This is a genomic window from Zoogloea ramigera, from assembly GCF_006539865.1.
GTDB classification, from domain to species: domain Bacteria; phylum Pseudomonadota; class Gammaproteobacteria; order Burkholderiales; family Rhodocyclaceae; genus Zoogloea; species Zoogloea ramigera.
On sequence record NZ_BJNV01000005.1, the window covers coordinates 30,466 to 54,039 of the forward strand.

22 protein-coding genes and 1 riboswitch are annotated in these 23,574 nt (G+C 68.0%); of the genes, 5 read left to right on the forward strand and 17 right to left on the reverse strand.

Features of this window, described 5'->3' with window-relative positions; genetic code table 11:
- Nucleotides 1-8: 8 nt before the first annotated feature.
- The 10 genes from nusA to ZRA01_RS01705 all read right to left on the reverse strand — a co-directional run bounded on the left by nusA (nucleotide 9) and on the right by ZRA01_RS01705 (nucleotide 9,024).
- On the reverse strand, nucleotides 9-1,481 hold the full coding sequence (gene nusA / locus ZRA01_RS01660; protein WP_141349018.1) for a transcription termination factor NusA: 1,473 nt from the start codon (nucleotides 1,479-1,481) through the stop codon (nucleotides 9-11).
- 21 nt (nucleotides 1,482-1,502) lie between these two features.
- Nucleotides 1,503-1,931, reverse strand: a complete 429-nt coding sequence (gene rimP / locus ZRA01_RS01665; protein WP_141349019.1) for a ribosome maturation factor RimP — start codon at nucleotides 1,929-1,931, stop codon at nucleotides 1,503-1,505.
- A 181-nt stretch (nucleotides 1,932-2,112) separates the two neighbouring features.
- Complete coding sequence (rluB, locus tag ZRA01_RS01670) at nucleotides 2,113-3,291, reverse strand: 23S rRNA pseudouridine(2605) synthase RluB (RefSeq protein ID WP_141349020.1); 1,179 nt, start codon at nucleotides 3,289-3,291, stop codon at nucleotides 2,113-2,115.
- Nucleotides 3,248-3,829, reverse strand: a complete 582-nt coding sequence (gene scpB / locus ZRA01_RS01675) for an SMC-Scp complex subunit ScpB (protein WP_141349021.1) — start codon at nucleotides 3,827-3,829, stop codon at nucleotides 3,248-3,250. Before scpB ends, rluB begins: the two co-directional genes overlap by 44 nt.
- Complete coding sequence (locus ZRA01_RS01680) at nucleotides 3,807-4,577, reverse strand: segregation and condensation protein A (RefSeq protein WP_141349069.1); 771 nt, start codon at nucleotides 4,575-4,577, stop codon at nucleotides 3,807-3,809. Before ZRA01_RS01680 ends, scpB begins: the two co-directional genes overlap by 23 nt.
- A 142-nt stretch (nucleotides 4,578-4,719) precedes the next feature.
- Nucleotides 4,720-5,922: a tryptophan--tRNA ligase gene (locus ZRA01_RS01685; RefSeq protein ID WP_141349022.1), complete on the reverse strand. Its 1,203-nt coding sequence runs from the start codon at nucleotides 5,920-5,922 to the stop codon at nucleotides 4,720-4,722.
- Nucleotides 5,923-5,931: 9 nt separating this feature from the next.
- On the reverse strand, nucleotides 5,932-6,591 hold the full coding sequence (locus ZRA01_RS01690; RefSeq protein ID WP_141349023.1) for a site-2 protease family protein: 660 nt from the start codon (nucleotides 6,589-6,591) through the stop codon (nucleotides 5,932-5,934).
- 65 nt (nucleotides 6,592-6,656) lie between these two features.
- Nucleotides 6,657-7,280, reverse strand: a complete 624-nt coding sequence (locus tag ZRA01_RS01695; protein WP_141349024.1) for an L-threonylcarbamoyladenylate synthase — start codon at nucleotides 7,278-7,280, stop codon at nucleotides 6,657-6,659.
- Between the two features lie 20 nt (nucleotides 7,281-7,300).
- On the reverse strand, nucleotides 7,301-8,140 hold the full coding sequence (locus ZRA01_RS01700) for a 3',5'-nucleoside bisphosphate phosphatase (RefSeq protein WP_174851578.1): 840 nt from the start codon (nucleotides 8,138-8,140) through the stop codon (nucleotides 7,301-7,303).
- Complete coding sequence (locus tag ZRA01_RS01705) at nucleotides 8,137-9,024, reverse strand: alpha/beta fold hydrolase (protein ID WP_141349026.1); 888 nt, start codon at nucleotides 9,022-9,024, stop codon at nucleotides 8,137-8,139. The genes ZRA01_RS01700 and ZRA01_RS01705 overlap by 4 nt, the downstream gene beginning before the upstream one ends.
- Nucleotides 9,025-9,077: 53 nt before the next feature.
- Nucleotides 9,078-9,177, forward strand: a riboswitch (glycine riboswitch).
- A gap of 202 nt (nucleotides 9,178-9,379) precedes the next feature.
- Between ZRA01_RS01705 and gcvT the strand changes: the two genes are divergently transcribed.
- The 3 genes from gcvT to gcvP all read left to right on the forward strand — a co-directional run bounded on the left by gcvT (nucleotide 9,380) and on the right by gcvP (nucleotide 13,912).
- Nucleotides 9,380-10,462 (forward strand): glycine cleavage system aminomethyltransferase GcvT, encoded by a 1,083-nt coding sequence (gene gcvT, locus ZRA01_RS01710; RefSeq protein ID WP_141349027.1) that lies wholly within the window; start codon nucleotides 9,380-9,382, stop codon nucleotides 10,460-10,462.
- Between the two features lie 46 nt (nucleotides 10,463-10,508).
- Nucleotides 10,509-10,886, forward strand: coding sequence for a glycine cleavage system protein GcvH (gcvH, locus tag ZRA01_RS01715; protein WP_141349028.1), 378 nt, complete (start codon nucleotides 10,509-10,511; stop codon nucleotides 10,884-10,886).
- Nucleotides 10,887-11,020: 134 nt separating this feature from the next.
- Nucleotides 11,021-13,912, forward strand: coding sequence for an aminomethyl-transferring glycine dehydrogenase (gcvP, locus tag ZRA01_RS01720; RefSeq protein ID WP_141349029.1), 2,892 nt, complete (start codon nucleotides 11,021-11,023; stop codon nucleotides 13,910-13,912).
- 69 nt (nucleotides 13,913-13,981) lie between these two features.
- Here gcvP and ZRA01_RS01725 read toward each other — a convergent pair whose 3' ends face one another.
- From ZRA01_RS01725 to ZRA01_RS01735, 3 genes are read right to left on the reverse strand one after another with little or no spacing between them, the layout of a single operon-like run.
- Complete coding sequence (locus tag ZRA01_RS01725) at nucleotides 13,982-14,743, reverse strand: S1 family peptidase (protein WP_141349030.1); 762 nt, start codon at nucleotides 14,741-14,743, stop codon at nucleotides 13,982-13,984.
- Nucleotides 14,743-15,672 (reverse strand): lytic transglycosylase domain-containing protein, encoded by a 930-nt coding sequence (locus tag ZRA01_RS01730; protein ID WP_246093247.1) that lies wholly within the window; start codon nucleotides 15,670-15,672, stop codon nucleotides 14,743-14,745. The genes ZRA01_RS01725 and ZRA01_RS01730 overlap by 1 nt, the downstream gene beginning before the upstream one ends.
- Nucleotides 15,660-16,133 (reverse strand): UDP binding domain-containing protein, encoded by a 474-nt coding sequence (locus tag ZRA01_RS01735; RefSeq protein ID WP_141349031.1) that lies wholly within the window; start codon nucleotides 16,131-16,133, stop codon nucleotides 15,660-15,662. The genes ZRA01_RS01730 and ZRA01_RS01735 overlap by 13 nt, the downstream gene beginning before the upstream one ends.
- On the opposite strand from ZRA01_RS01735, the gene ZRA01_RS01740 reads away from it, so the two are divergent.
- A complete protein-coding gene (locus ZRA01_RS01740; protein ID WP_170182866.1) occupies nucleotides 16,119-17,945 on the forward strand; it encodes a putative bifunctional diguanylate cyclase/phosphodiesterase in 1,827 nt (608 codons plus the stop codon). The genes ZRA01_RS01735 and ZRA01_RS01740 overlap by 15 nt on opposite strands.
- Nucleotides 17,946-17,960: 15 nt before the next feature.
- Here ZRA01_RS01740 and ZRA01_RS01745 read toward each other — a convergent pair whose 3' ends face one another.
- The 4 genes from ZRA01_RS01745 to ZRA01_RS01760 are packed head-to-tail and all read right to left on the reverse strand — an operon-like array spanning nucleotide 17,961 to nucleotide 22,370.
- Entirely contained in the window at nucleotides 17,961-19,334 is a 1,374-nt protein-coding gene (locus ZRA01_RS01745; RefSeq protein WP_141349033.1) for a sigma-54-dependent transcriptional regulator, read from the reverse strand.
- The gene (locus ZRA01_RS01750) at nucleotides 19,331-20,914 is read right to left on the reverse strand and encodes a sensor histidine kinase (RefSeq protein ID WP_174851579.1); all 1,584 of its coding nucleotides are present in this window, start codon (nucleotides 20,912-20,914) and stop codon (nucleotides 19,331-19,333) included. The genes ZRA01_RS01745 and ZRA01_RS01750 overlap by 4 nt, the downstream gene beginning before the upstream one ends.
- Nucleotides 20,911-21,180 carry a PP0621 family protein gene (locus ZRA01_RS01755; RefSeq protein WP_141349034.1) on the reverse strand — a complete coding sequence of 90 codons (270 nt, stop codon included), beginning with the start codon at nucleotides 21,178-21,180 and terminating at the stop codon, nucleotides 20,911-20,913. Before ZRA01_RS01755 ends, ZRA01_RS01750 begins: the two co-directional genes overlap by 4 nt.
- 29 nt (nucleotides 21,181-21,209) lie before the next feature.
- Complete coding sequence (locus ZRA01_RS01760) at nucleotides 21,210-22,370, reverse strand: pyridoxal phosphate-dependent aminotransferase (protein ID WP_141349035.1); 1,161 nt, start codon at nucleotides 22,368-22,370, stop codon at nucleotides 21,210-21,212.
- A 122-nt stretch (nucleotides 22,371-22,492) separates the two neighbouring features.
- On the opposite strand from ZRA01_RS01760, the gene mtnA reads away from it, so the two are divergent.
- On the forward strand, nucleotides 22,493-23,566 hold the full coding sequence (gene mtnA, locus ZRA01_RS01765; RefSeq protein ID WP_141349036.1) for an S-methyl-5-thioribose-1-phosphate isomerase: 1,074 nt from the start codon (nucleotides 22,493-22,495) through the stop codon (nucleotides 23,564-23,566).
- The last annotated feature ends 8 nt before the right edge of the window (nucleotides 23,567-23,574 follow it).

Here is a 23,574-nt window from a genome sequence, read left to right on the forward strand (position 1 = left end):
TCCGGGTATTACTCGAACCAGTGCGCGCGCGCCTTGGTGATCAGATTCTTGGCCCGCTCTTCGTCCAGCCCCGACAATTCCATCAGTTCATCCACCGCCAGGTCAGCCAGTTCGTCGCGGCTATGTACGCCACCCTGGGCCAGCTTCGCGGCCAGGGGCTTGTCCATGCCTTCGAGGCCAAGCATGTCCTCGTTGACGGTTTCCAGTTGCTCTTCGGTGACGATGGCCTCGGTAAGGAGCACGTTGCGGGCGCGGTTGCGCAGCTCGTTCACCGTTTCTTCGTCGAAGGATTCGATTTCCAGCATCTCTGCCAGCGGAACATAGGCGATTTCCTCGAGCGACGAGAAACCCTCGTCGATCAGGATGTCGGCCACTTCCTCGTCCACGTCCAGCTTGGAGATGAACAACTGACGCACACTGGTGTGCTCGGCCTCGGACTTGCGTTCCGATTCCGCTTCGGTCATCAGGTTGATGGTCCAGCCGGTGAGTTCGGACGCCAGCTTGACGTTCTGGCCGTTACGACCGATGGCGATGGCGAGGTTGTTCTCGTCCACGACCACGTCCATCGCGTGGGCTTCCTCGTCAACGACGATGGAAGACACCTCGGCCGGCTGCAGCGCGCCGATGACGAACTGCGCCGCCTCGGGCGACCACAGCACGATGTCGATGTTCTCGCCGCCGATCTCGTTGCGCACGGCGGTGACGCGGGAGCCGCGCAGGCCGACGCAGGTGCCGATCGGGTCGATGCGCGGGTCGTTGGACTTGACGCCGATCTTGGCGCGCAGGCCAGGGTCACGGGCACAGGCCTTGATCTCGAGGAGACCGTCGCCGATTTCCGGGACTTCCAGCTCGAACAGGCGCATCACGAACTCAGGCGCGGTGCGCGAGAGGATCAGCTGCGGACCACGGGCGCCGCGGTCGATGCGCAGCAGGTAAGCCTTGACCCGGTCGCCGACGCGGAGGTTTTCCTTGGGGATCATCTGGTCGCGGGGCAGCACGGCCTCCAGGCGACCCACTTCGATGATCGCGTTGCCACGCTCCATGCGCTTGATGGCGCCGGAGATGATGTATTCCTTGCGCTCCAGGAAGTCGGCGAGGATCTGCTCGCGCTCGGCATCACGCACCTTCTGCAGGATCACCTGTTTGGCGGCCTGGGCACCGATGCGGCCGAAGTCGATGGGCTCCAGCCCTTCCTCGACATAATCACCGACCTGGATCTCGGGGTATTCTTCCCGGGCGTCGATCAGGCCCATCTGGGCTTCGTCGTTCTCCACTTCCTCGTCCGGCAGCACCTGCCAGCGGCGGAAGGATTCATAATCGCCGGTCTCCCGGTCGATGGCGACGCGCACGTCGGCTTCGTCGTTGATACGTTTTTTCGTTGCCTGAGCAAGCGCGGACTCCAGCGCAGAAAAAACGATTTCCTTCGAAACGTTTTTCTCGCGGGCCAGGGCGTCAACCAACAGCAAAATTTCGCGGCTCATACCTGCAAACCTCCAAACTTCTTAGAACTTGGGCACCAGGCGGGCCTTTTCGATTTCTTCAAACGGGACCTCGACAGGCCCCTTTTCCGTTTCCAGGGTCACAACGCCGTCTTTCAGGCCTTGCAGCACCCCGGCGAAATTACGCTGATTGGCGATCGGCATGCGCAGGCGAAGCTGCACATCCTGCCCGGCGAAGCGCTCGAAATCCGCCGCTTTCTTGAGCGGGCGATCCAGACCGGGGGACGAGACCTCGAGGCGGTCGTAGTCGATATTTTCAACCTCGAAGATTCGCGTCAGCTGGTTGCTCACGGTGGCACAATCATCCACAGTGATGCCGTTCGGCGAATCAATGAACACCCGCATGAGACGCCCTCGGGGCGATGTCTCGAAGTCGACCAGTTCGTAGTCGAGCCCTTGTACGGTCTGTTCGATCAAATTCAGCAACTCCATTTACCAGCCAACTCCCCATGGCGCCTGCGGCGCGATTCCTAGCCCACAAAAGAAAAATGGGCGAAACGCCCATCCCTGTTTAATTTCGACCGGATGTCGACCCTTTCGGGCCGATACAACGATAAAAGTATAACAGCCCGCCGAAGCGGGCGCAATTTTTACCCTGCGGCGCGGCCCCGGATCAGGGTTGGCGACGCGTCGGCCGGGGGCCGCTGCGCGGCTTGCCGCCAGAGTTGACGGGCTTCGGCAAACCAGCCAGAGCACACACATCCTCAACGGCCATGTCCTCCCACATGCCGCGCTTGAGCCGCGACGGCAGCGCCACCGGACCATAGCGGACGCGCATCAGGCGGCTCACCGTCAGGCTCAGGGCTTCGAACATGCGGCGCACCTCGCGGTTGCGCCCCTCCGACAGGGTGACCCGGTACCAGTGGTTGGCACCCTCGCCGCCGGCGTCGAACAAGGTGTTGAACTTGGCGGGGCCATCCTCGAGCTCGATCCCGGCGAGGAGCGCCTGCTTCTGGACGTCGTCGAGTTCACCCATGATACGAACCGCATACTCCCGATCAAGCTCGTAGCGGGGATGCATGAGCTTGTTGGCGAGTTCGCCATCGTTCACGAAGAGCAGCAGCCCCGAGGTGTTGAAGTCGAGCCGCCCCACCGCGATCCAGCGCCCCTTGCGGAGCACGGGCAGGCGGTCGAAGACCGTCGGGCGCCCTTCCGGGTCGTCGCGGGAGACGATCTCGCCCTCAGGCTTGTGATAGAGCACGACCCGCGGAATCCGCGGCGCGAAGCGCAGGGGCATCAGCTTGCCATTGACACGCACCCGGTCGCCCGGGCCGACCTTCTGGCCGACGTCGGCGGGCTCGCCATTGACCGAGATCCGCCCGGCGACGATCCACTCCTCGATCTCCCGGCGGGAGCCGATGCCGGCCGCCGCCAGCACCTTGTGCAGGCGCTGGGGCTCGGTGTAAGTGGTGTCCTGGGGGCGCTTGCCGCGGCGCGGGTCGGCGCCCTCCTGGAGCGGGATCTCGCTGCTCGCCAGCGGGTACGGCGCCTCTGGAGACGTGTAGGCAGCGGCAGGCCCCTGCTTCCGGGCGCGCCAGTTGCCGCGCCCACCCTCGAGGTTGGAGAGGCCGATGGCCGAGGCGTTGCTGCGGGGCTGACGAGCGCCATCGGCGTCGCGCTCCGGACGGCCAGCGCGGTTTCCGGCAGGCCGCGCGTCGCGGTTGCCCTCGACTGGCGGCTTGCCGCGGCTGCGGCGCCCACCCTGAGGGCCTTCGGGGCGATTGTTTTCGGCGCCCGGCTTGCCAGATTTAGCTCTGAACGGCCGGTTCTTCGGTTTTTGGGAGGTCGACAAGATCCATGATCCTTTCGATTTCAGTCAGGGGAGGCAACTCGGTCAGGCTGCGCAGGCCGAGGTCCTCCAGGAATTTTCGGGTCGTGGCATACAAACCCGGGCGGCCGGGGGTGTCCCGGTAGCCCACCACGTCCACCCACCCCCGAGACTCGAGGGCTTTGAGTACGTTCGTCGAGACGACGACACCGCGGATATCCTCGATGTCGCCGCGGGTCACGGGCTGGCGGTAGGCGATGATGGCGAGGGTTTCGAGCACCGCCCGCGAATACTTCGGCGGCCGCTCCTGCTTGAGCCGGTCGAGATACACCTGGTACTCGAGGCGGGTCTGGAAACGCCAGCCGCCAGCGGTCTGCACCAGCTCGGCGCCCCGCCCCTGCCAATCGTTCACGAGCTCGAAGAGGGTATTTCGCACCAACTCGGCGCCCGGATCGTCCTCAAACAGCCGGCGCAGCTCGCTCACCGGCAGCGGCGCCGGCGCGGCAAGCAGGGCGGTCTCGATCACGCGCTTGAACTCTTCAGTCGAATCCGGCTGCAGCATCGGCACGCTTCACGTAAATGGGGGCAAAAGCCTCGTTCTGGGTTACGACCACCAGGCGCTCCTTGACGAGCTCCAGGGTGGCAAGAAAGCTCACCACCAGGCCCGCGGGGCCGAGGGTGTGATCGAACAATGTTTCGAAGACCACGAAGGTGTCATCACTCAGCTTGCGCAGGATCAGGGTCATGTGCTCGCGCACCGACAGCTCCTCGCGCTGGATGGTGTGATTGCGCTTCAGGCGGCTCTGCCGGGCGATCTTCAGCCACGCCAGCTGCAGGTCGTGCAGCGTCACGGTGGGCTGGCGCTCGACCACCTTCTCGGCGACGAACACCCCGACCCATTCAAAATCCCGCTCGACCCGTGGCAACTGATCGAGCCTGGCGGCGGCCCGCTTCATCTGTTCATACTCAAGCAGACGCCGGACAAGCTCCGCCCGGGGGTCGAGCTCTTCGGCGTCGTCGGCCCTCGGCGGCCGCGGCAGCAACATGCGCGACTTGATCTCGAGCAGCGTGGCGGCCATCAGCAGGTAGTCGGCAGCCAGCTCAAGGTTGTGGTGGCGCATGGCCTCGACATACTCGAGATACTGGGCCGTCAGCGGCACCATCGGGATGTCGAGGACGTTGATGTTGGCCTTGCGGATCAGGTAGAGCAGCAGGTCCAGCGGCCCTTCGAAGGCCTCGAGGATCACCTCCAGCGCATCGGGCGGGATGTACAGATCCTTGGGCAGATCGAAGATCGGCTCGCCGTACATGCGACCGACCACTGACTCCGGCAGCCCGGCTGGCGCCGCCACATCCGCGACGGCGCTCAAAACCACACTCCGGGATCAGAGACTAGCACGCGATCGGCAGCCCTCCAAGGGAGGACGGCACGCCCGGAAAGGGACTGCCCCATCAAGTGTAGCTCAGCCCCATCGCGTCGCGGACTTCGCGCATGGTTTCCTGGGCCAGCTTGCGCGCCTTGTCGCAGCCATCGGCAACGATGCTCTTGACCAGGGTCGGGTCGTCGAGATAGGGCTGCGCCCGCTCGCGCATGGCGTCCTGCTCTTTGAGCACGGCGTCGATGACCGGCTGCTTGCACTCGATGCAGCCGATACCGGCGCTCTTGCAGCCCTGGGTCACCCAGTTGCGGGTGGAATCATCGGAGTAGATCACATGGAACTGCCACACCGGGCACTTCTCGGGGTCGCCCGGGTCGGTGCGGCGGACCCGCGCCGGGTCGGTCTGCATGGTGCGGATCTTCTTGGTGAGCGAGTCGGCCTCCTCACGCAGGAAGATGGTGTTGCCGTAGGACTTGGACATCTTCTGGCCGTCGAGGCCAGGCATCCGCGAGGCTTCGGTGAGCAGCGCGCCGGGCTCGACGAGGATCATCTTGCCGCTGCCCTCAAGGTAGCCGTAGAGCCGCTCGCGGTCGCCCATCGAGAGATTCTGGGCCTCCTCGAGCAGCGCCTTGCCGAGGGCCAGGCCCTCTTCGTCGCCGTTCTGCTGGAAGCGGGTGCGGAACTCGTCGTAGAGTCTGGCGCGCTTGGAGCCGAGCTTCTTGATCGCCTCCTTGGCCTTCTCCTCGAAACCGGGCTCGCGACCGTACATGTGATTGAAGCGCCGGGCGAGCTCACGGGTGAACTCGACGTGGGGGAGCTGGTCCTCGCCCACCGGCACCTTGTCGGCCCGGTAGATCAGGATGTCGGCGCTCATCAGCAGCGGATAGCCCAAAAAGCCGTAGGTGGACAGATCCTTGTGGGACAGCTTCTCCTGCTGGTCTTTGTAGGTGGGGACGCGCTCGAGCCAGCCCTGGGGCGTCATCATCGACATCAGCAGGTGCAGCTCAGCGTGCTCGGGCACGCGGGACTGGATGAAGATGGTAGCCTGGGCCGGGTCGACGCCGGCGGCCAGCCAGTCGACGATCATCTCCCAGACGCTGGCCTCGATACCCTTCGGGTTGTCGTAGTCGGTCGTCAGCGCGTGCCAGTCGGCCGCGAAGAACAGGCAGGGGTACTCGGCCTGCAGCTTGACCCAGTTTTTCAGGACGCCGTGGTAGTGGCCGAGGTGGAGCCGCCCGGTGGGGCGCATGCCGGAGAGGACGCGTTCAGCGAACATGATCGATTGTCAAAGTCCAAAAACGATTGCAAGAACAAAACGGAAGATGGCCACAAGCGGCCCGAGGATGTCGCCAAGGATACCCGTGAACAGCAAGAGCAACAGAATGGGGAAACCGTAGGGCTCGAGCTGCGCGAACTTGTAGGCCGGGCCAGCGGGCAGCAGGCTCACCGCAATCCGCCCGCCGTCGAGGGGCGGCAGGGGGAGCAGGTTGAGGATCATCAGCACCGCGTTGATCTGCATGCCCGCGTCGGCCATCCGGGCCAGCGGGATGGCGTATTCGCTGTCGGAGATCAGCACCGCCAGGCGGAACAGCAACGCCCAGCCGATCGCCATCGCCAGGTTGGCCAGCGGGCCAGCCGCGGCCACCCACAGCATGTCGGCCTTGGGATTGCGCAGACGCCCAAAATTGACCGGCACCGGCTTGGCCCAACCGAAAAGCATCGCCGAACCCGCCGCCAGACTGCTGGTGACGAGGATCAGGGCTGGCACGACGAGGGTGCCCATCGGGTCGATGTGGCGCAGCGGATTGAGGCTGATGCGCCCCGCCAGCTCGGCCGTGCGATCACCGAAGTGGCGCGCCGCATAGCCGTGGGCGGCCTCGTGGAGGGTGATGGCGAGCAGGACGGGCAGCGCCCAGATGGTCAGCGTCGAGATGAATTCTTGCATGGAGTCGGTCCGAGGCGGGCTGCGATTCTAGCAGAGCCGGCGCATAGCCCCGCCTCGGCCTGCGCTCAAAGCCCGAAGGGGGCGAGGCTGCCCCGCCCTTCGCGGATGAGCTCGGGCGTGCCGCTGGTGAGGTCGATGATGGTGGTGGCCTCGCCGCGGCAGGCACCGCCCTCGATGATCAGGTCCACATCCTTCTCGAGGCGCTCGCGGATCTCCTCGGCATCAGTGAGGGGTGTCTCCTCGTCGGGCAGCAGCAGCGTGGAGCTCAGCATCGGCTCGCCGAGCTCGGCCAGGAGCGCAGCCACCACCGGATGGTCGGGCACCCGCAGGCCGATCGTCTTGCGCTTGGGGTGGAGCACCCGGCGCGGCAACTCCTTGGTGCCCTCGAGTATGAAGGTGTAGGGCCCCGGCGTGGTGGCCTTGAGCAGCCGATACTGGCTGTTGTCGACCCGCGCATAGGTGGCGATATCTGAAAGATCGCGGCAGATCAGCGTGAAATGATGACGTTCGTCGACGCCACGGATGCGCCGGATGCGCGCCAGCAGCGCGTTGTCGCCAGTGATGCCGCCGAGCGCGTAGGCCGAATCGGTGGGAAAGGCGATGAGCCCGCCCTTGCGCATGATCTCCGCCGCCTGCTTGATGAGGCGCGGCTGGGGCTGTTCGGGATGTACAGAAAAGAATTGAGCCATGATTCAGCAGAACGAAGTGACTACGCCAGGCGCGTCCACACCGGCGTGAGATCGGGCGGCAGCGGGGAGGCCCGCCCGAGGTCGATGGGGCTGTCTTCCGGGCCGTGGAAATCGGACGCCCGGGAGGCCAGCAGCCCATATTTGCGGGCCATCCGGGCGAAGGCCAGCAGCTGGCCCCCGTCGTGGGCGCCGCAGGAGACCTCGACAGCTTCGCCGCCAAGGTCACGGAATTGTTCGAAGAGCATGTTCATCTCGGCACAACTGAGGCGATAACGCCCCGGGTGGGCGATCACCGCCAGGCCACCGGCGCCCTTGATCCAGCCCACGGCGTCCTCGAGGGTCGCCCAGACATGCTCCACATAGCCCGGCTTGCCGCGTGCCAGATAATGCAGGAACACGTCATGGACGTTCTTCGCGACGCCGATCTCCACCAGATAACGGGCAAAGTGCGCCCGGGTCACCAGAGCCGGGTTGCCCACGTAGCGCAAGGCGCCCTCGAAGGCCCCGTGGATGCCGATCCGCGCGAGCTCGTCGCCGATCCGCATCGCCCGCCCGTCACGGCCGCCGCGCACCTGGGCCAGGCCCGAGATCAGCGCCTGGTTAGCCGGATCGACCCCCAGGCCGACGATGTGCAGGGTCTGGTCCAGCCACGACACCGATATCTCGACTCCCGGCACGAAACGCAGGCCGATGTCGGCTGCCTCGGCGGCGGCATCCGCGATGCCGAGCAGTTCGTCGTGATCGGTGAGCGCCAGCAGATCGACACCATTGGCGTGGGCGCGGCGTACAACCTCGGCGGGCGAGAGGGTTCCGTCGGAGGCGGTGGAGTGGCAATGCAGATCGGCGTTGAGAGCGTTCATGATTCCTTCGACAACAAGAATGACTCGATGATCCGGGCAACGACGTCCGGTTGGTCGTGGTGCAGGTTGTGGCCGCAATCGGCCACCTGCACCTCGCGAAAATCTCGGAAACATGCCCGCGCTTCGGCGTGGGCTGCGTCACTCACCCCCAACTTGCGGCGCAGATCGGGCTCGGCCGGCTCCACCCACAGTACAGGCGCCGTCACCCGCCGCCATGCGGCCATGGCCTCGGCACGGCGATACAGCACCGGGTTCACCCGCCGGTGAGCCGGATCGCCGGCGAGGCGAAACCCGCCCTCGCCGTCTGCCTCGCCCAGATGCCCGGCGAGAAAGGCCGCCCTGCCGGCTTCCAGCCGCGGGTTGTCGGCCATCAGGCGGACAGCCAGGGCGCCCTGGTCGGCGTACCCCCGGAACCTGGCCGGCGCTGCCAACTCGGCCATCCATTTTTCGATCCGCCCCGGGGACTGCTCGGGCTGCGTATCGGCAAGGCCGAAGGCATCCAGCGCCACCACGTGGGACACCCGGGCCGGCCTGACCCCCGCATACAGGCTGGCCACGTTGCCGCCCAGGCTGTGGCCGACGAGGCGCAGCGGCTCGTCCGGCGCCACGCTGCGGGCGATGGCGTCGAGATCACCCAGATAATCGGGAAACCAATAAGCGTCGCCCCGCCATTCGGTGAGCCCGAAGCCACGCCAGTCGGGCGCGATCACATGCCAGTCGGCCTCCAGTGCATCGACAACGAACTGGAACGACGCGGAGACGTCCATCCAGCCGTGCAGCATGAAGAGCTTCGGCGCCCCCTCCCTGCCCCACTCGCGAAGGTGATAGCGCAGGCCCCGGACGCCCAGGTAGCGGCTCCGGAAGGGTTTTTGGGGAATGCTCATTTTCATGAGTGTATCAGACCCTTGCCGCCGCCCGCCGGCCGGTGGTAAGGTGCGCGCGTCGTGTGGGAGAGCGCTCGCCAGCATCATTCAAGTCAGCGAGCCGCCGAAGGCGCAACCCCCGGAACCGCTCAGGCAAACGGACCGCCGACGAATCAAGAATCTGGAGAGTGATGTCACCTCTGGCGCCCAGGGCGCGGCGGTCGACATCCACCGAAGGGGCACGCAGCACGCTACGCCATTTATCGTGGTCGGCTGCAATCTCTCAGGTACAAAGGACAGATGGGGCCGCCGCGACCAAAGGTCGCGGCGGCCCCATTGTTTTTCTACACTGAGAAAATTGCGACCGGAGACACCGATGCCCCAACACACACCCCTTCACGCCGCCCACGTCGCGGCAGGCGCCCGCATGGTCGACTTTGCCGGCTGGGACATGCCTGTCAATTACGGCTCCCAGATCGAGGAGCACCACGCCGTACGCCGTGACGCCGGCATGTTCGACGTCTCCCACATGCTGGCCCTCGACCTCGCTGGCGCCGGCAGCAAGAGCTTCCTGCGCGGCCTCATCGCCAACGACGTGGCCAAGCTGGTCGAACCGGGCAAGGCGCTGTACTCCTGCATGTTGACCCCTGAAGGCGGCGTGATCGACGACCTGATCGTCTACTACCTCTCCGACACCACCTGGCGCATCGTCGTCAATGCTGGCACCGCCGACAAGGACGTCGCCTGGATGCAGGCCCGCCTGGCCGAAGGCGGTTTCGACGCGGCCCTCACCGTGCGCCGCGACCTGGCGATGATCGCCGTCCAGGGCCCCAACGCCCGCGCCAAAACCTGGTCCGCCCTGCCCGGCAGCGAGGCCGCCTCCGCCGGGCTCAAGCCCTTCCAGGCCGCCGCCTGGGGCGATTTCTTCATCGCCCGCACCGGCTACACCGGCGAAGACGGCTTCGAGCTCACCCTGCCCGCCGACCAGGCCGCCGCCACCTGGAGCGCCCTCGTTGCCGCCGGCGTCAAGCCCTGCGGCCTCGGCGCCCGCGACACCCTGCGCCTCGAGGCCGGCATGGCCCTCTACGGCAACGACATGGACGAGAGCATCTCCCCCCTCGACGCCGGCCTCGCCTGGACGGTGGATTTCTCCGACGCCTCCCGCGACTTCGTCGGCAAGGCCGCCCTCCTCGCCAAACCCGCCAGCCGCCAGGTGCTCGGCCTGGTGCTCGAAGACAAAGGCGTGCTGCGCGCCCACCAGGCGGTCTTCACCGCCCAGGGCGAAGGCGAAACCACCAGCGGCACCTTCTCGCCGACCCTCGAAAAGGCCATCGCCATGGCCCGCCTGCCCCTTGGCGTCGCCGTCGGCGAGCAGGTCGAGGTCGACATCCGCGGCAAGCGCCTCAAGGCGCGGGTCGTCAAGGCATCCTTCGTCCGCAAGGGCCAGGCCCTGATCTGAGCCGCACACCCGATTCCCTTTCACCCCAATTTATAAGGACACTCCCATGAACATCCCCGGCAACCTGCGTTACACCACCTCCCACGAGTGGGTCCGCGTCGAGGCCGACGGCAGCCTGACCATCGGCGTCACCGACCACGCCCAGGAGGCCCTCGGCGACGTGGTCTTCCTCGAGCTGCCTGATGCCGGCCGTGCTGTCGCCGCCGGCGAGGCCATCGCGGTGATCGAATCGGTCAAGGCTGCCTCCGACATCTACGCCCCGGTCGCCGGCGAGATCATCGGCTCCAACCAGGAAGCCGTCGACGCCCCCGAAGCCGTCAACGCCGACGCCTACGCCACCTGGCTGTTCAAGCTGAAGCCCGCCAACGCCGCCGACGTGGATGCCCTCCTCGACGCCGCCGGCTACGAAGCCGCCATCGGCTGAGCGGTCTCCGCCCCCGGGCCTCACCTCCTGCACCGCGGGGGCGGGCCCGAACACCCCGATTTCACCTCAGGCCCCTGGGCGCGCCCGCCGTGCGCCCGGTGCCAACGCTGTAACCCGAGAACCGAGTTTCCTCCATGTCGAAGACCCTTCTCTCCGCCCCGCTCGCCACCCTCGAACAGGGCGACGACTTCATCCGCCGCCACCTGGGCCCCTGCGCCAACGAGCTGCCCGCGATGCTTGCCGCCCTCGGCGTCGACAGCCTTGACGCGCTGGTCGCGCAAACGGTGCCCGCCGACATCCGCCTGCCGGCGCCGCTGGCCCTCGGTGAGCCGACGCCCGAGCACGTGGCCCTGGCCCGCCTCAAGGCCATCGCCGGCAAGAACGTGGTCAAGAAGTCCCTCATCGGCATGGGCTACTACGACACCCTCACGCCCAAGGTCATCCTGCGCAACGTGATGGAGAACCCGGGCTGGTACACCGCCTACACGCCCTACCAGGCCGAGATCTCCCAGGGCCGCCTCGAGGCGCTGCTGAACTACCAGCAGATGGTCATCGACCTCACCGGTCTTGAGCTCGCCAACGCCTCGCTCCTCGACGAAGCCACCGCCGCCGCCGAAGCCATGGCCATGGCGCGCCGCATCTCCAAGCTCAAGGGCCAGGCGTTCTTTGTGGACGAAGGCATCTTCCCGCAGACGCTCGACGTGCTGCGCACCCGCGCCGGCTACTTTGGCTTCGAGCTGATCATCGGGCCCGCAGCCGAGGCCGCCCATCACGAGGTCTTCGGCGCGCTGCTGCAATACCCCGACGAGCGCGGCATCGTCACCGACATCGCCGCCCCGATCGCCGAGCTCAAGGCCAAGGGCGCGGTGGTGGCTGTCGCCTCCGACCTGCTGGCCCTCGTGCTGCTCAAGTCGCCGGGCGAACTGGGCGCCGACATCGCCCTCGGCTCGGCCCAGCGCTTCGGTGTGCCGCTCGGCTTCGGTGGCCCCCACGCCGCCTTCTTCGCCACCCGCGAAGCCTATGTGCGCGCCATGCCGGGCCGCATCATCGGCGTCTCCAAGGACGCCCGCGGCAAGACCGCCCTGCGCATGACGCTGCAGACCCGTGAGCAGCACATCCGCCGCGAAAAGGCCAACTCCAACATCTGCACCTCCCAGGTGCTGCTGGCCAACATGGCCGGCATGTATGCCGTCTATCACGGCCCCGAAGGGCTGCGCAGCATCGCCGCGCGCGTCCATCGCCTGGCCGCGATGCTGGCCGAAGGCCTCAAGCGCGCCGGTCTGGCGCTGGCTTCCGAGACCTTCTTCGACACCCTGCAGGTCGAGACCGGCGCGCACACCGCCGCCATCTACGCCGCCGCCCAGGCCGCCGGCTACAACCTGCGCCACGTCGACGGCCATGCCCTCGGCGTGTCCATCGACGAGAAGACCACCCGCGACGACATCGCCGCCCTGCTCCAGGCCTTCGGCGCCGCCGCCGACGTGGCCAGCCTCGACGCCGCCGTCGCCGCCCGCGGTGGCAATCTGCCCGAAGCCCTGCTGCGCAGCGACGCGATCCTCGCCCACCCGGTGTTCAACACCCACCACACCGAGCACGAGATGCTGCGCTATCTCAAGCGCCTGCAGAACCGCGACCTGGCCCTCGACCACTCGATGATCTCGCTGGGCTCGTGCACCATGAAGCTCAACGCCACCAGCGAGATGATCCCGGTCACCTGGCCCGAGTTCGCCGACATCCACCCGTTTGCCCCGGCCGACCAGACCGCCGGCTACCTCGAGATGATCGAAGGCCTCGCCGCCCAGCTCCGCGCGATCACCGGCTTCGACGCCATCTGCATGCAACCCAACTCCGGCGCTCAGGGCGAATACGCGGGCCTGGTGGCGATCCGCCGCTACCACGCCGCCCGCGGCGATCATCACCGCACGGTGTGCCTGATCCCCAAGTCGGCCCACGGCACCAACCCGGCCACCGCGCAGATGTGCGGCATGGACGTGGTGGTGGTCAACTGCGACGACAACGGCAACGTCGAGCTCGCCGACCTCCAGGCCAAGGCCGCCCAGCACGCCGACAAGCTCGCCGCGCTGATGATCACCTACCCGTCCACCCACGGCGTGTTCGAAGAGGCGATCCGCGAGATCTGCGCCACCGTGCACCAGCATGGCGGCCAGGTTTACATGGATGGCGCCAACCTCAACGCCCAGGTCGGCCTCACCTCCCCCGCCGCCATCGGCGCCGACGTGAGCCACATGAATCTGCACAAGACCTTCTGCATCCCCCACGGCGGTGGCGGGCCGGGCATGGGCCCGATCGGTCTCAAGGCCCACCTGGCACCCTTCATGGCCGACCACGTGGTGGCCGCCACCGGCACCGAAGACCGCCCCAACGCCGGCCAGGGCGCCGTATCGGCCGCGCAGTTCGGCTCGGCCAGCATCCTGCCGATCTCCTGGATGTACATCACCATGATGGGCGGCCGCGGCCTCACCCGCGCCACCGAGGTGGCGATCCTCAACGCCAACTACGTCGCCAGCCAGCTCAAGGATCACTACCCGGTGCTCTACACCGGCAGCCAGGGCCGCGTCGCCCACGAGTGCATCCTCGACATCCGCCCAATCAAGGCGGCCACCGGCATCAGCGAGGTCGACATCGCCAAGCGCCTGATGGACTACGGCTTCCATGCCCCGACGATGTCCTTCCCGGTAGCAGGCACGATCATGGTCGAACCCACCGAGTCCGAGGACAAGGGCGAGCTCGACCGCTTCATCGCCGCGATGATTTCGATCCGCAATGAGATCCGCGCGATCGAGGAAGGCCGCCTGCCCGCCGACGACAACCCGCTGAAGAACGCCCCCCATACCCAGGCCGACTTCATCGGCGAGTGGAGCCATCCGTATTCCCGCGAGGAGGCGGTCTTCCCGCTCGCCTGGGTGGGCGACAACAAGTTCTGGCCGAGCGTGAACCGGATCGACGACGTCTATGGCGATCGCAACCTGTTCTGCGCCTGTGTGCCGATGGACGAACTGGCCTGAGTGCCAGAGGCTCTCCGGGGGTGCAAGGCCTCCGGAGAGCGCCGGCGCGGCCCCTGAAACCACCAGGATTCAGGGGCCGATCAGTGCCTTGAGAAAACTGACCGGGATGGCATAGGAAATCCCTGAGGGGTTGGTCAGCGCCGACTCCTTGGTGCCTTTCACGAAGACCATGTTGAGGATGCCCAGCACCGCGCCGCTCTCCGGGTCGTAGAGCGGGCTGCCGCTGTTTCCGGGGTAGGAGACGATGTCGAGTTGCAGCACCGTGTAACCTCCGAGGGATAAGCGGCGGACCGTCTTGCTGTCGAGTTGCTGCGCCGACGCCAGCGGCTGCCCGACCGGCGTGAGCGCCGAGACGATTCCCTTGTGGGTGACCGGCACGATGCCGATGCTGCCGCCGAGCGGAAAGCCGGTGATTGCCACATCCTGCCCTTCTCGCACAGCGCTCGAATCGCCCAGCGACAGCGCCGGCAGTGGCGGGCCGTCGAACCTCAGCAGGGCCAGATCGTGGTCCGGGTCGGCGGCCTCGCGTCTCACCGGACGCGCCACGACGCGCCCGCTGCCCGGAAGGGCGATCACGAGCTTCTCGTCGCTCCCTTCGGGCACGGATGCCAGCACATGGGCATTGGTCACCACACGATTACCGTCGCCAACGACAAAGCCCGTGCCTAAAAAACGGAACCGCGGGTTGCCGACCGGGACATAAGTGCCCACCGCAACGACCGACTGCTTGACCCGGGCGATGGTGCCCGGAAAATCTGCCCAGGCCTGCAGCGGCAGCAGCCCACCCAACAGCCCGAGCGCCAAAATGCGGCGCCGTGCCGGGCGCAGCATCAGGGGCTCACCGACTTGAGCGCCTGCAACGCAGGCGATGCGGCGGCGACGCCCGCATCAAACGGATGCTCGGTGCGCGGGAAGAATTCGAGAATCCGCCGCACGTAGTTCTGGGTTTCCTTGTACGGCGGAACGCCCTTGTAGCGGTCGACGGCGCCCTCACCGGCGTTGTACCCGGCCACCGCGAGCGCCACGTTGCCCCGATAGTAGGCCAGCAACCAACGCAGATAAGCCAGGCCGCCCTTGATGTTCTCCACCGGATCGAAGCTGTTCTTCACGTTGAAACGGCTGGCCGTCTCGGGGATCAGCTGCATCACGCCCATGGCGTTCTTGGGCGAGGTGGCGTTCACGTCGAAATTGGATTCCGTCGTGGCGATGGCCAGGGCCAGCCGCGGCTCGATGGAGAAGCGCGGCGCCAGGGTGGTGATGAGTTCGACGACCCGCTTCTTGCGTTCGGGCAGGGAGGCCAGGTATTTCTGGGTGTCCCAGTTCTCGCGGGTGGCCGCAAAGGCGTAGCGCGCCACCGCGGGTTTCAGGCAGTCGGGCACCGCGCCGGTGTATTCGCCCGCCAGGCGACGCCCCTTTTCGGCGCCGGGATGGCCCTGGAACATGGCCATTTCGAACAACGTCGCGGCGTAGGCATCGTCCCGCGCCACGCCGCGGCCGTTGGCGTACATCCAGCCGAGGTTGTACATGGCCTCGGCGTTGCCGAGGCGCACCGCATCGCAATAAAGCCCGGCAGCGTGCTCCGGGTCCCGGGGCACGCCCTCGCCGTGCTCGAAGGCCAGCGCCTGCTCGACGAGCTGACGCGGATCGGCCGCGGGCTCACCCAGCCCCGCCCCCCAGGCCCCGCCGGCAAAGCTGCCGAGCAGGGTGAGGGACGCGACCAGGCGCAGCGCAGCGGCCCGGGCCTTGATCAAAGCCGCCACACCTTGGCCCCAGCCGCTTCCAGCGCCGCCGGATCGTAGAAGCTCTTCACATCCGCAAACACGCCGTTCGGCACGAGCTTCTCGCACAGCGCGCCGACGCCCATCTCGCTGTACTGCTTGTGGGCCACCGCGCCGACAATCGCCGCCGCGCGCGGGAGCTTGTCCCAGGCGGTGAGGCTGACGCCGTATTCGTGCTCCGCCTCGGCCGATTCGGCCACCGGGTCGTGCACGTGCACGGTGCAGCCGTAGCTCTTCAGCTCGTTGATCACGTCGATCACCTTGCTGTTCCGGAGGTCCGGGCAGTCTTCCTTGAAGGTGAGGCCCAGCACGATGACGTCGGCGCCCTTGATGTTGTGGCCGTTCTGGATCATCTGCTTGACGGCCTGCTCGGCGACGTACTTGCCCATGCTGTCGTTGATCCGGCGGCCGGCCAGGATGACTTGCGGGTGGTAGCCCAGCATGTGTCGACCGGCCTGCTGGGCACCTTCCTGCTCGTCACCAGCGGACGCACGCGGCGCATCGAGAGCCTCGTCTCCCAACGCACCGCCGAGCTGGCCGACGCGAGCGCGCGCCTGATCGCCAAGCAGGCGATCCTCACCCACGCGGAGCGCATCGCCCGGCTGGGCAGCTGGGAAACCCAGCCGGCCACCGGCAAGACCTACTGGTCGGCCGAGCTGTTCCACATCCTGGGCGTCCCGCCCGACCAGGCCGCCGGCGTCGACCGGCTCCTCGCCGCCATCCACCCGGACGACCGCGAAACCCTGCGCGCCGCACTGAACACAGTCGGAAACGGCGGCGCGGCCACCAGCGTCGATGTCCGCCTGCCCGAACGCGACGGCAGCTCGCCCATCGTCCACGTCTCCATCGAGGCCACCCGCGGCGCAGATGGCGTCGAAACCCTCCGCGGCACCCTGCAGGACATCTCCGAGCGGCGGGCCGCAGAAGCCCACATCCATTACCTCGCCCACTACGACACCCTGACCGGGCTGCCCAACCGCAGCCTGTGGGCCAGCCGCGCCAGCCAGGCCCTCGCCTTCGCCCGCCGCCACCAGCTGAAGCTGGCGGTGCTGTTCCTCGACCTCGACAACTTCAAGACCATCAACGACACCCTCGGCCACCCGGTGGGCGACCGCCTGCTGTCGTCCGCCGCCGGCCGCCTGTCGGCCTGCCTGCGCGACGAGGACGTGCTGGCGCGCATCGGCGGCGACGAGTTCGTGATCCTGCTGCCCAAGCTCAACCGCAGCGACGACGCCGCCGTCGTGGCCCGCAAGCTCCTCGAGAGCCTCACCCAGCCCTTCGACATCGACGGCCAGGAGCTCACCGTCAGCACCAGCATCGGCATCGCGGTCTATCCGGGCAACGGCAGCGACATCGACGTCCTGCTCAAGCACGCCGACACCGCGATGTACGGCGCCAAGAACGAAGGCCGCAACGACTTCCGCTTCTTCACGCCCGACATGAACAGCCGGGTTTTTGCCCGCCTCAAGCTCGAAAACGCCCTGCGCCGCGCCATCGAGCGCAACGAGTTGATCCTCGAGTACCAGCCCCAGTGGGAAATGCCCGAGCAGCGCCTGATCGGCGTCGAGGCGCTGGTGCGCTGGGAGCACCCCGAGCGCGGGCGGGTCACCCCGCTCGAGTTCATCCCGGTGGCTGAGGAGAGCGGCCTGATCCACGCCATCGGCGACCACGTGCTGCGCACCGCCTGCCTCCAGCAGGCCGCCTGGCACGCTGCGGGCCTGAGGCCGGTGACCATCGCGGTGAACATTTCGGCGCTGCAGTTCCGTCGGCAGGGCTTCCTCGAGCGCGTCCGTCGGATCATCGACGAGACCGGGGCCGACCCGAAGGGGCTCGACCTGGAGCTCACCGAAAGCGCGCTGATGCAGCCCGGCCCCGAGATCGAGGCCCAGCTCGCCAGCCTGCGCGAGATGGGTTTCGGGCTGGCTCTCGACGACTTCGGCACGGGCTACTCCAGCCTCGCTTACCTCAAGCGGATCCCCCTCACCCACCTCAAGATCGACCGCTCGTTCGTGCAGGACCTGCCCGGCGACGCCGAGGACGCCGCCATCGCCACCGCCACCCTGTCGATCGCCCGCGACCTGGGCCTCGCGGTGATCGCCGAGGGCGTCGAGACCCCGGCCCAGCGGGATTTCCTGCTCACGCGCCAGTGCCGGGTGATGCAGGGCTACCTGCTGTCGCCCCCCCTGCCGGCCACGGCCATCACCCAGCTGCTGCGCGACGACCAGGTGGGCGGGCCCGCAGCGCGGCCCCCCTAAAGCGCTGGCGCCCCGCTACTCCTTGATGCCGAGCCGCTCCAGCCGATAACGGAGCGAGCGGAACGTGACGCCCAGCGCGCGGGCCGCCGCCGTGCGATTGCCGCCGGTTTTTTCGAGGGCCTCCTCGATCACGTGGCGCTCGACCCGGTCGAGGTAATCCTGCAGCGGCGCCCCGCCCGGCGTCTCGGGCGCGGCGTGGCTGGCCTCGCCGATGTCGCTCGGGTCGAGGAGCAGGTCGTCGGCACCGATGGCGTCGCCGCTGCACAGGGCCAGCGCGCGCTCCAGCACGTTCTCGAGCTCCCGCACGTTGCCCGGAAAGGCGTAGGCCTTGAGCGCCCGGAGGGCGCCCTCGCTGAGCTTCACCGCCGGCAGGCCCGAAGACTCGGCCAGTCGCGCCAGCAACACCTCGGCCAGCTGCGGGATGTCCTCGCTACGCTCGCGCAGGGCCGGCATCCGCAGCTCGATCACGTTGAGGCGGTAGAACAGGTCCTGGCGGAAGCGCGCCGCATCGACCATCGCCTTCAGGTTCTGGTGGGTGGCGCTGAGGATGCGCACATCCACCGCCGTCTCGGCCGTGTCGCCGAGACGGCGGAACTTCTTTTCCTGGATCGCCCGCAGCAGCTTGACCTGCATCGGCAGGGGCAGATCACCCACCTCGTCGAGGAACAGCGTGCCCCCGTGGGCCGCCTGGAAAAAGCCCTCCCGATCGGCGTCGGCCCCCGTGAAGGCCCCCTTGCGGGCGCCGAAGAACTCGCTCTCCATCAGGTTCTCGGGGATCGCGCCGCAATTCACCGCCACGAAGGGCGCCGCCGCGCGGGGGCCGAGTTCGTGGATCATGCGCGCAGCGCGCTCCTTGCCGCTGCCCGATTCGCCCGAGATGAAGACCGGCGCCTGGCTGCGCGCCAGCTTCTCGATGAGGGAGCGCACCTGCACCATCGCCGGCGATTCGCCGATCAGGCTGGTGCTGTCCTTGCGCGCGCCCTCGGCGCCTTCGGCGCTCACCGAGAACACCGACTTCACCAGCGCCCGCAGCTGCTCGATCGAGACCGGCTTGGACAGATAATCGAAGGCGCCGGCCTTGAGGGCCGTCACCGCGTTGTCCATGCTGCCAAAGGCGGTGATCACCGCCACCGGCAGGTCGCGCACGTGCTCGGCGATGTAATGCACCAGCTCGAGCCCGTCGCCATCGGGCAGGCGCATGTCGGTGAGGCACAGGCGGTAGCGCTTCTCGCCAAGCAGGCGGCGGGCCTCGGCGAGGCTGGCCGCACCGTCGCTGGCGAGGCCCAGGCGCAACAGGGATAGTTCGAGCAGCTCACGGATGTCGTCCTCGTCGTCGACGATGAGCACATCCGGCCCGCTCGAACGGGCACGCCGTTCAGTTTGGGTCATGGTTTGACGCGTCCGATGAGTCGGAAATGGGCACCGGGCAGCCCGGCCGGCTCGTCGGCGCACAGCTCCAGCACGGCGCCGTTGGCCTCTGCCAGCTCCCGGGAGATGTACAAGCCGAGACCGGTGCCTTTCGAGTGGGTGGTAAAGAACGGCTCAAAGATCTGCGCCCTCAGGTTGTCGGGCACGCCCGGGCCGTCATCGAGCACATCCAGCGCTACGCGGCCGTCATCGCGCAGGGCAGCGCCGATTTGTACCGCAGCCGGCCCTTTGCTGCAATACCTGTAGGCATTGACGACCAGATTCGACAGGATCTGCCGCATGTGGGTGCGGTCGATCGCCATCTCGAGCCCGGGCAGTACGCGGTTTACCACCACCCCATGCCCGCCGTCGGCCTTGCCGACCTCGAACTCCTCGATGAAATCGCCAACAAACTCGGCCAGCGGCAGAACCTCCCGCAGCGCCTCGTCCCGCCGCCCGAGGGCCAGCACGTCGCCCACCAGGTTGTCGATGCGCTGGGCGTTGCTGCCGATGATGCGGATCAGCCGGGCCTGCATCTCGCTGCGCTTCTCCTCGCGCAGCAGCTCGGCCGCCTGCGACACCGAGGCCAGCGGGTTGCGGATCTCATGGGCGATGCTGGCGGTGAGCCGCCCCAGCGCCGCCAGCTTGACCTGCTGCACCTGGCTGTGGATGCGGTCGAGGTCTTCCAGATACACCAGCGTCTCCCGCGCCTCGCCAGCCGGCAGGAAGCGCGCCAGCAGCATCGTGCCGCTGCCCTCGGCGCGCAGGCTATGGCTGGAGTTGTCCCGCGCGCCGGAATCCCGCAGGGCCCGGGCCAGGGCCGGCGCGTAGGCCGCCAGCGGCGCACCCTCCCGCAGGCCGGTGCCCAGCAGCACCGCCGCGCGGGGGTTGAACTGGCGCACCAGGCCATTCTCGCCCACCACCAGCACGCCGTCCTGCATGTCCTGGATGATCTGGCGGTTGAGCCGCAGCTGGCTGGCCAGGTCGACACCCCGCTGGCGAGCCAGCTTCTCGTTGGCGGCCGCCCGCAGCGCCAGCAGGCGCGCCACCTCGGCGATCGCAAAGAAGCCGATGCAGGTGATGCCGACGGTGAAGAAGTCCACCGTCGGCCGCCCCCACAGGGTGCCGAAGATGTTCTCGAGCAGCACGGCCACCGTGGCGTAGGCCGCGTAGAACAGCACCATCCGCCCCTCGCCCACCAGCCCGGCGCCGGCCAGGGCGATGAGGATCAGGATCGGGATGCCGCTGCGGTAGCCGCCGCTGCTCCACATCACCAGGGTGAGCAGCGTGACGTCCACCAGCACCTGGATCGTCACCAGGCGGCGCAGGCCGATAAGGCGGGCGCTGTCGGGGAAGCCCAGCGCCAGCACCGCCGCCACGTAGGCGAAGGACGTGGCCACGAACAGCGTCGGCGACTCGCTCCCCAGCTGGAGCGAGCGCCCCGCCACCAGAAACAGCCCGGCCACGACCAGCCGGAACACGTTGAGATAGCGCAGGGGCTCCTTGAGGGTCAGCGCCTCGTCGAGGTCGCTGTCGGGCGCCCGAGGGGCGAGCCCCTTCACCGGCGCGGGCCGAGGCGCCGGTGTTCTTCGGAACAGAAGAAGCCACCCGCGCCACGCACGCCCTCGCTCTCCGGCACGTGGAGGCCGCAGTGGGCGCAGGCCACCATCTGCTCGATCTCCTGCACCTCGGCCCGCGGCGGCATCGGCGCTCCCTCCGGCGCCTCGGCGTCGGGCTTCCGCCCTCCCTGCCCGAGCCCGCCGCGCAGGGCGCGCCGAACATAGAAAAGACCGATCAGGAAGAGGATGAACAGGGCGAGGTTGCGCACGGCCGGGGCTCCAGAGTTGGCTTTCGAGTTTAGCAGAAGCGCTGCAGGCGCTCGAACGCGGCGGCCAGGGTATCCTCACGCTTGGCAAAGCAGAAGCGGATCACCTTTTCGTCGCGCCCGTCGCCGAAAAAGGCCGACAGGGGAATCGCCGCCACGCCCACCTCACGGGTCAGCCAGTCGACGAAGGCGGTGTCGGCCTGATCCGAGATGGCCGCGTAGCGGACGGTCTGGAAATACGTGCCGGCGCAGGGCAGCAGCTCGAAGCGGGTGGCCGCCAGGCCGGCCCGGAAGAAATCGCGCTTCCCCTGGTAGAACGCCGCCAGCCCGAGGTGGCGCGAGGCATCGCCCATGTAGTCGGCCAGCGCCAGCTGCACCGGCGTATTCACGGTGAACACATTGAACTGGTGCACCTTGCGGAACTCGGCCATCAGCTCCCACGGCGCCAGCACGTAGCCCACCTTCCAGCCGGTCACGTGGTAGGTCTTGCCGAAGCTCGAGACGATCACGCTGCGGTCGGCCAGCTCGGGCACGCGGGCCACGCTCTGGTGAAGCTGACCGTCGAAGACGATGTGCTCGTACACCTCATCGGCCACCACCACGATGCCGGTACCCCGGGTGATCGCCGCCAGCTCGGCCAGATCGGCGGCGGTCCACACCGTGCCGGTGGGGTTGTGGGGCGTGTTGATCATGATCATCCGCGTCCGCGGCGTCACCAGCGCCCGCACCGCCTGCCAGTCGGGCCGGTACTCCGGCGCCGCCAGGCGGGCCCGGCGCACCACGCCGCCCTGCAGCTCGATCGCCGGCACATACGAGTCATACACCGGCTCAAAAACAATCACCTCGTCGCCCGGATGCACCAGCGCCGCCACCGCGGTGAACAGCGCCTGGGTCGCCCCGGCGGTCACCGTCACCTCGTGCTCCGGGTCGTAGGCGGCGCCGTAGAGGGCCTCCACCTTGGCCGCGATCGCCGCCCGCAGGGCCGGCACACCGGCCATCGGCGCGTACTGGTTGTGGCCAGCCCGCATCCAGTGGGCGACGCGCTCGAAAAGCACGTCCTCGGCGCTGAAGTCGGGAAACCCCTGCGACAGGTTGATTGCCCCGCACTCCTGGGCCAGGCGCGACATGATCGTGAAGATGGTGGTGCCCACGGCCGGCAGGCGGGACACGATGGGGGCGGGAAAGTGGGGCATGGCGAACACTCCGGAAATGGCCACCGGATTCTGTCAGATGCCGCCCGGCGCGGCCAGCCGGCAGCACCGCCTCGGGCCTCCCAGCCGCTACAATCACGCCCACCGCCCGACAGGACCCGACCGTGCCCGACACCTGCCCCACCCTGCGCCGCGACGGCGACCAGATCGTCATCCTCGACCAGACCCGGCTGCCCTGGCGCGAAACCTTCGTGCGCCTGGATAGCCTCGACGCCGCCGCCGCCGCGATCCGCGACATGCAGGTGCGCGGCGCCCCGCTGATCGGCGCCACCGCCGCCTTCGGCATCGCGCTGGCCCTGCGCCACGACGGCTCCGACGCCGCGCTGGCGGCCGCCGACGCCTGCCTGCGGGCAACCCGCCCAACCGCTGTCAACCTCCACTGGGCCCTCGACCGGATGCAGGCCGCCCTGCGCCCCCTGCCCGCCATTGAGCGAAGCGCCGCCGCCTGGGCTGCCGCCGAAGACATCCGCGCCGGCGACGCTGCCGCCAACGCCGCCATCGGCCGCCACGGCCTCGCCATGCTGGAATCCCTCGCCGCTGGCCGCACGGGCCCGCTACAGCTCATGACCCACTGCAACGCCGGCTGGCTCGCCACCTGCGGGCACGGCACCGCGCTCGCCCCGATCTACGCCGCCCACGCCGCCGGGCTGGCCATCCACGTGTGGGTCAGCGAAACCCGGCCCCGCAACCAGGGCCTCCTCACGGCCTGGGAGCTCGCCCGCGCCGGCGTGCCCCACACCCTCATCGCCGACAACGCCGCCGGCTGGCTGATGGCCGAAGGGCGGGTGGACTGCGTCATCGTTGGCGCCGATCGCATCGCCGCCAACGGCGACACCGCCAACAAGGTCGGCACCTACCTCAAGGCCCTCGCCGCCAGCGCCCACGGCGTGCCCTTCTATATTGCCGCACCGCGCTCGACCATCGACTTCGGCTGCCCGAGCGGCGCCGCGATCCCCATCGAAGAGCGCAGCGCCGACGAAGTCCGCATCGTCGCCGGCCTCACCGACGACGGCGACACCGCCCGCATCCACCTGGCCGCAGCCCACGCCGCCGCCTGCAACCCGGCCTTCGACGTGACCCCCGCCGGCCTCCTGTGGGGCATCATCGGCGAGTTCGGCATCCTGCCCCCCGACGGCCTGGCCACAATTGCCAGCCACGCCAGCCTCGCCGGCCACTGACCCACCGG

Coding starts and splice junctions, on each gene's coding strand:
- nusA (WP_141349018.1), bottom strand. CDS start 1,481: ATGAGCCGCGAAATTTTGCTGTTGGTTGACGCCCTGGCCCGCGAGAAA.
- rimP (WP_141349019.1), bottom strand. CDS start 1,931: ATGGAGTTGCTGAATTTGATCGAACAGACCGTACAAGGGCTCGACTAC.
- scpB (WP_141349021.1), bottom strand. CDS start 3,829: ATGCTGCAGCCGGATTCGACTGAAGAGTTCAAGCGCGTGATCGAGACC.
- ZRA01_RS01680 (WP_141349069.1), bottom strand. CDS start 4,577: ATGTACGGCGAGCCGATCTTCGATCTGCCCAAGGATCTGTACATCCCG.
- ZRA01_RS01685 (WP_141349022.1), bottom strand. CDS start 5,922: ATGTTCGCTGAACGCGTCCTCTCCGGCATGCGCCCCACCGGGCGGCTC.
- ZRA01_RS01690 (WP_141349023.1), bottom strand. CDS start 6,591: ATGCAAGAATTCATCTCGACGCTGACCATCTGGGCGCTGCCCGTCCTG.
- ZRA01_RS01695 (WP_141349024.1), bottom strand. CDS start 7,280: ATGGCTCAATTCTTTTCTGTACATCCCGAACAGCCCCAGCCGCGCCTC.
- ZRA01_RS01700 (WP_174851578.1), bottom strand. CDS start 8,140: ATGAACGCTCTCAACGCCGATCTGCATTGCCACTCCACCGCCTCCGAC.
- ZRA01_RS01705 (WP_141349026.1), bottom strand. CDS start 9,024: ATGAGCATTCCCCAAAAACCCTTCCGGAGCCGCTACCTGGGCGTCCGG.
- gcvT (WP_141349027.1), top strand. CDS start 9,380: ATGCCCCAACACACACCCCTTCACGCCGCCCACGTCGCGGCAGGCGCC.
- gcvH (WP_141349028.1), top strand. CDS start 10,509: ATGAACATCCCCGGCAACCTGCGTTACACCACCTCCCACGAGTGGGTC.
- gcvP (WP_141349029.1), top strand. CDS start 11,021: ATGTCGAAGACCCTTCTCTCCGCCCCGCTCGCCACCCTCGAACAGGGC.
- ZRA01_RS01725 (WP_141349030.1), bottom strand. CDS start 14,743: ATGCTGCGCCCGGCACGGCGCCGCATTTTGGCGCTCGGGCTGTTGGGT.
- ZRA01_RS01735 (WP_141349031.1), bottom strand. CDS start 16,133: ATGCTGGGCTACCACCCGCAAGTCATCCTGGCCGGCCGCCGGATCAAC.
- ZRA01_RS01745 (WP_141349033.1), bottom strand. CDS start 19,334: ATGACCCAAACTGAACGGCGTGCCCGTTCGAGCGGGCCGGATGTGCTC.
- ZRA01_RS01760 (WP_141349035.1), bottom strand. CDS start 22,370: ATGCCCCACTTTCCCGCCCCCATCGTGTCCCGCCTGCCGGCCGTGGGC.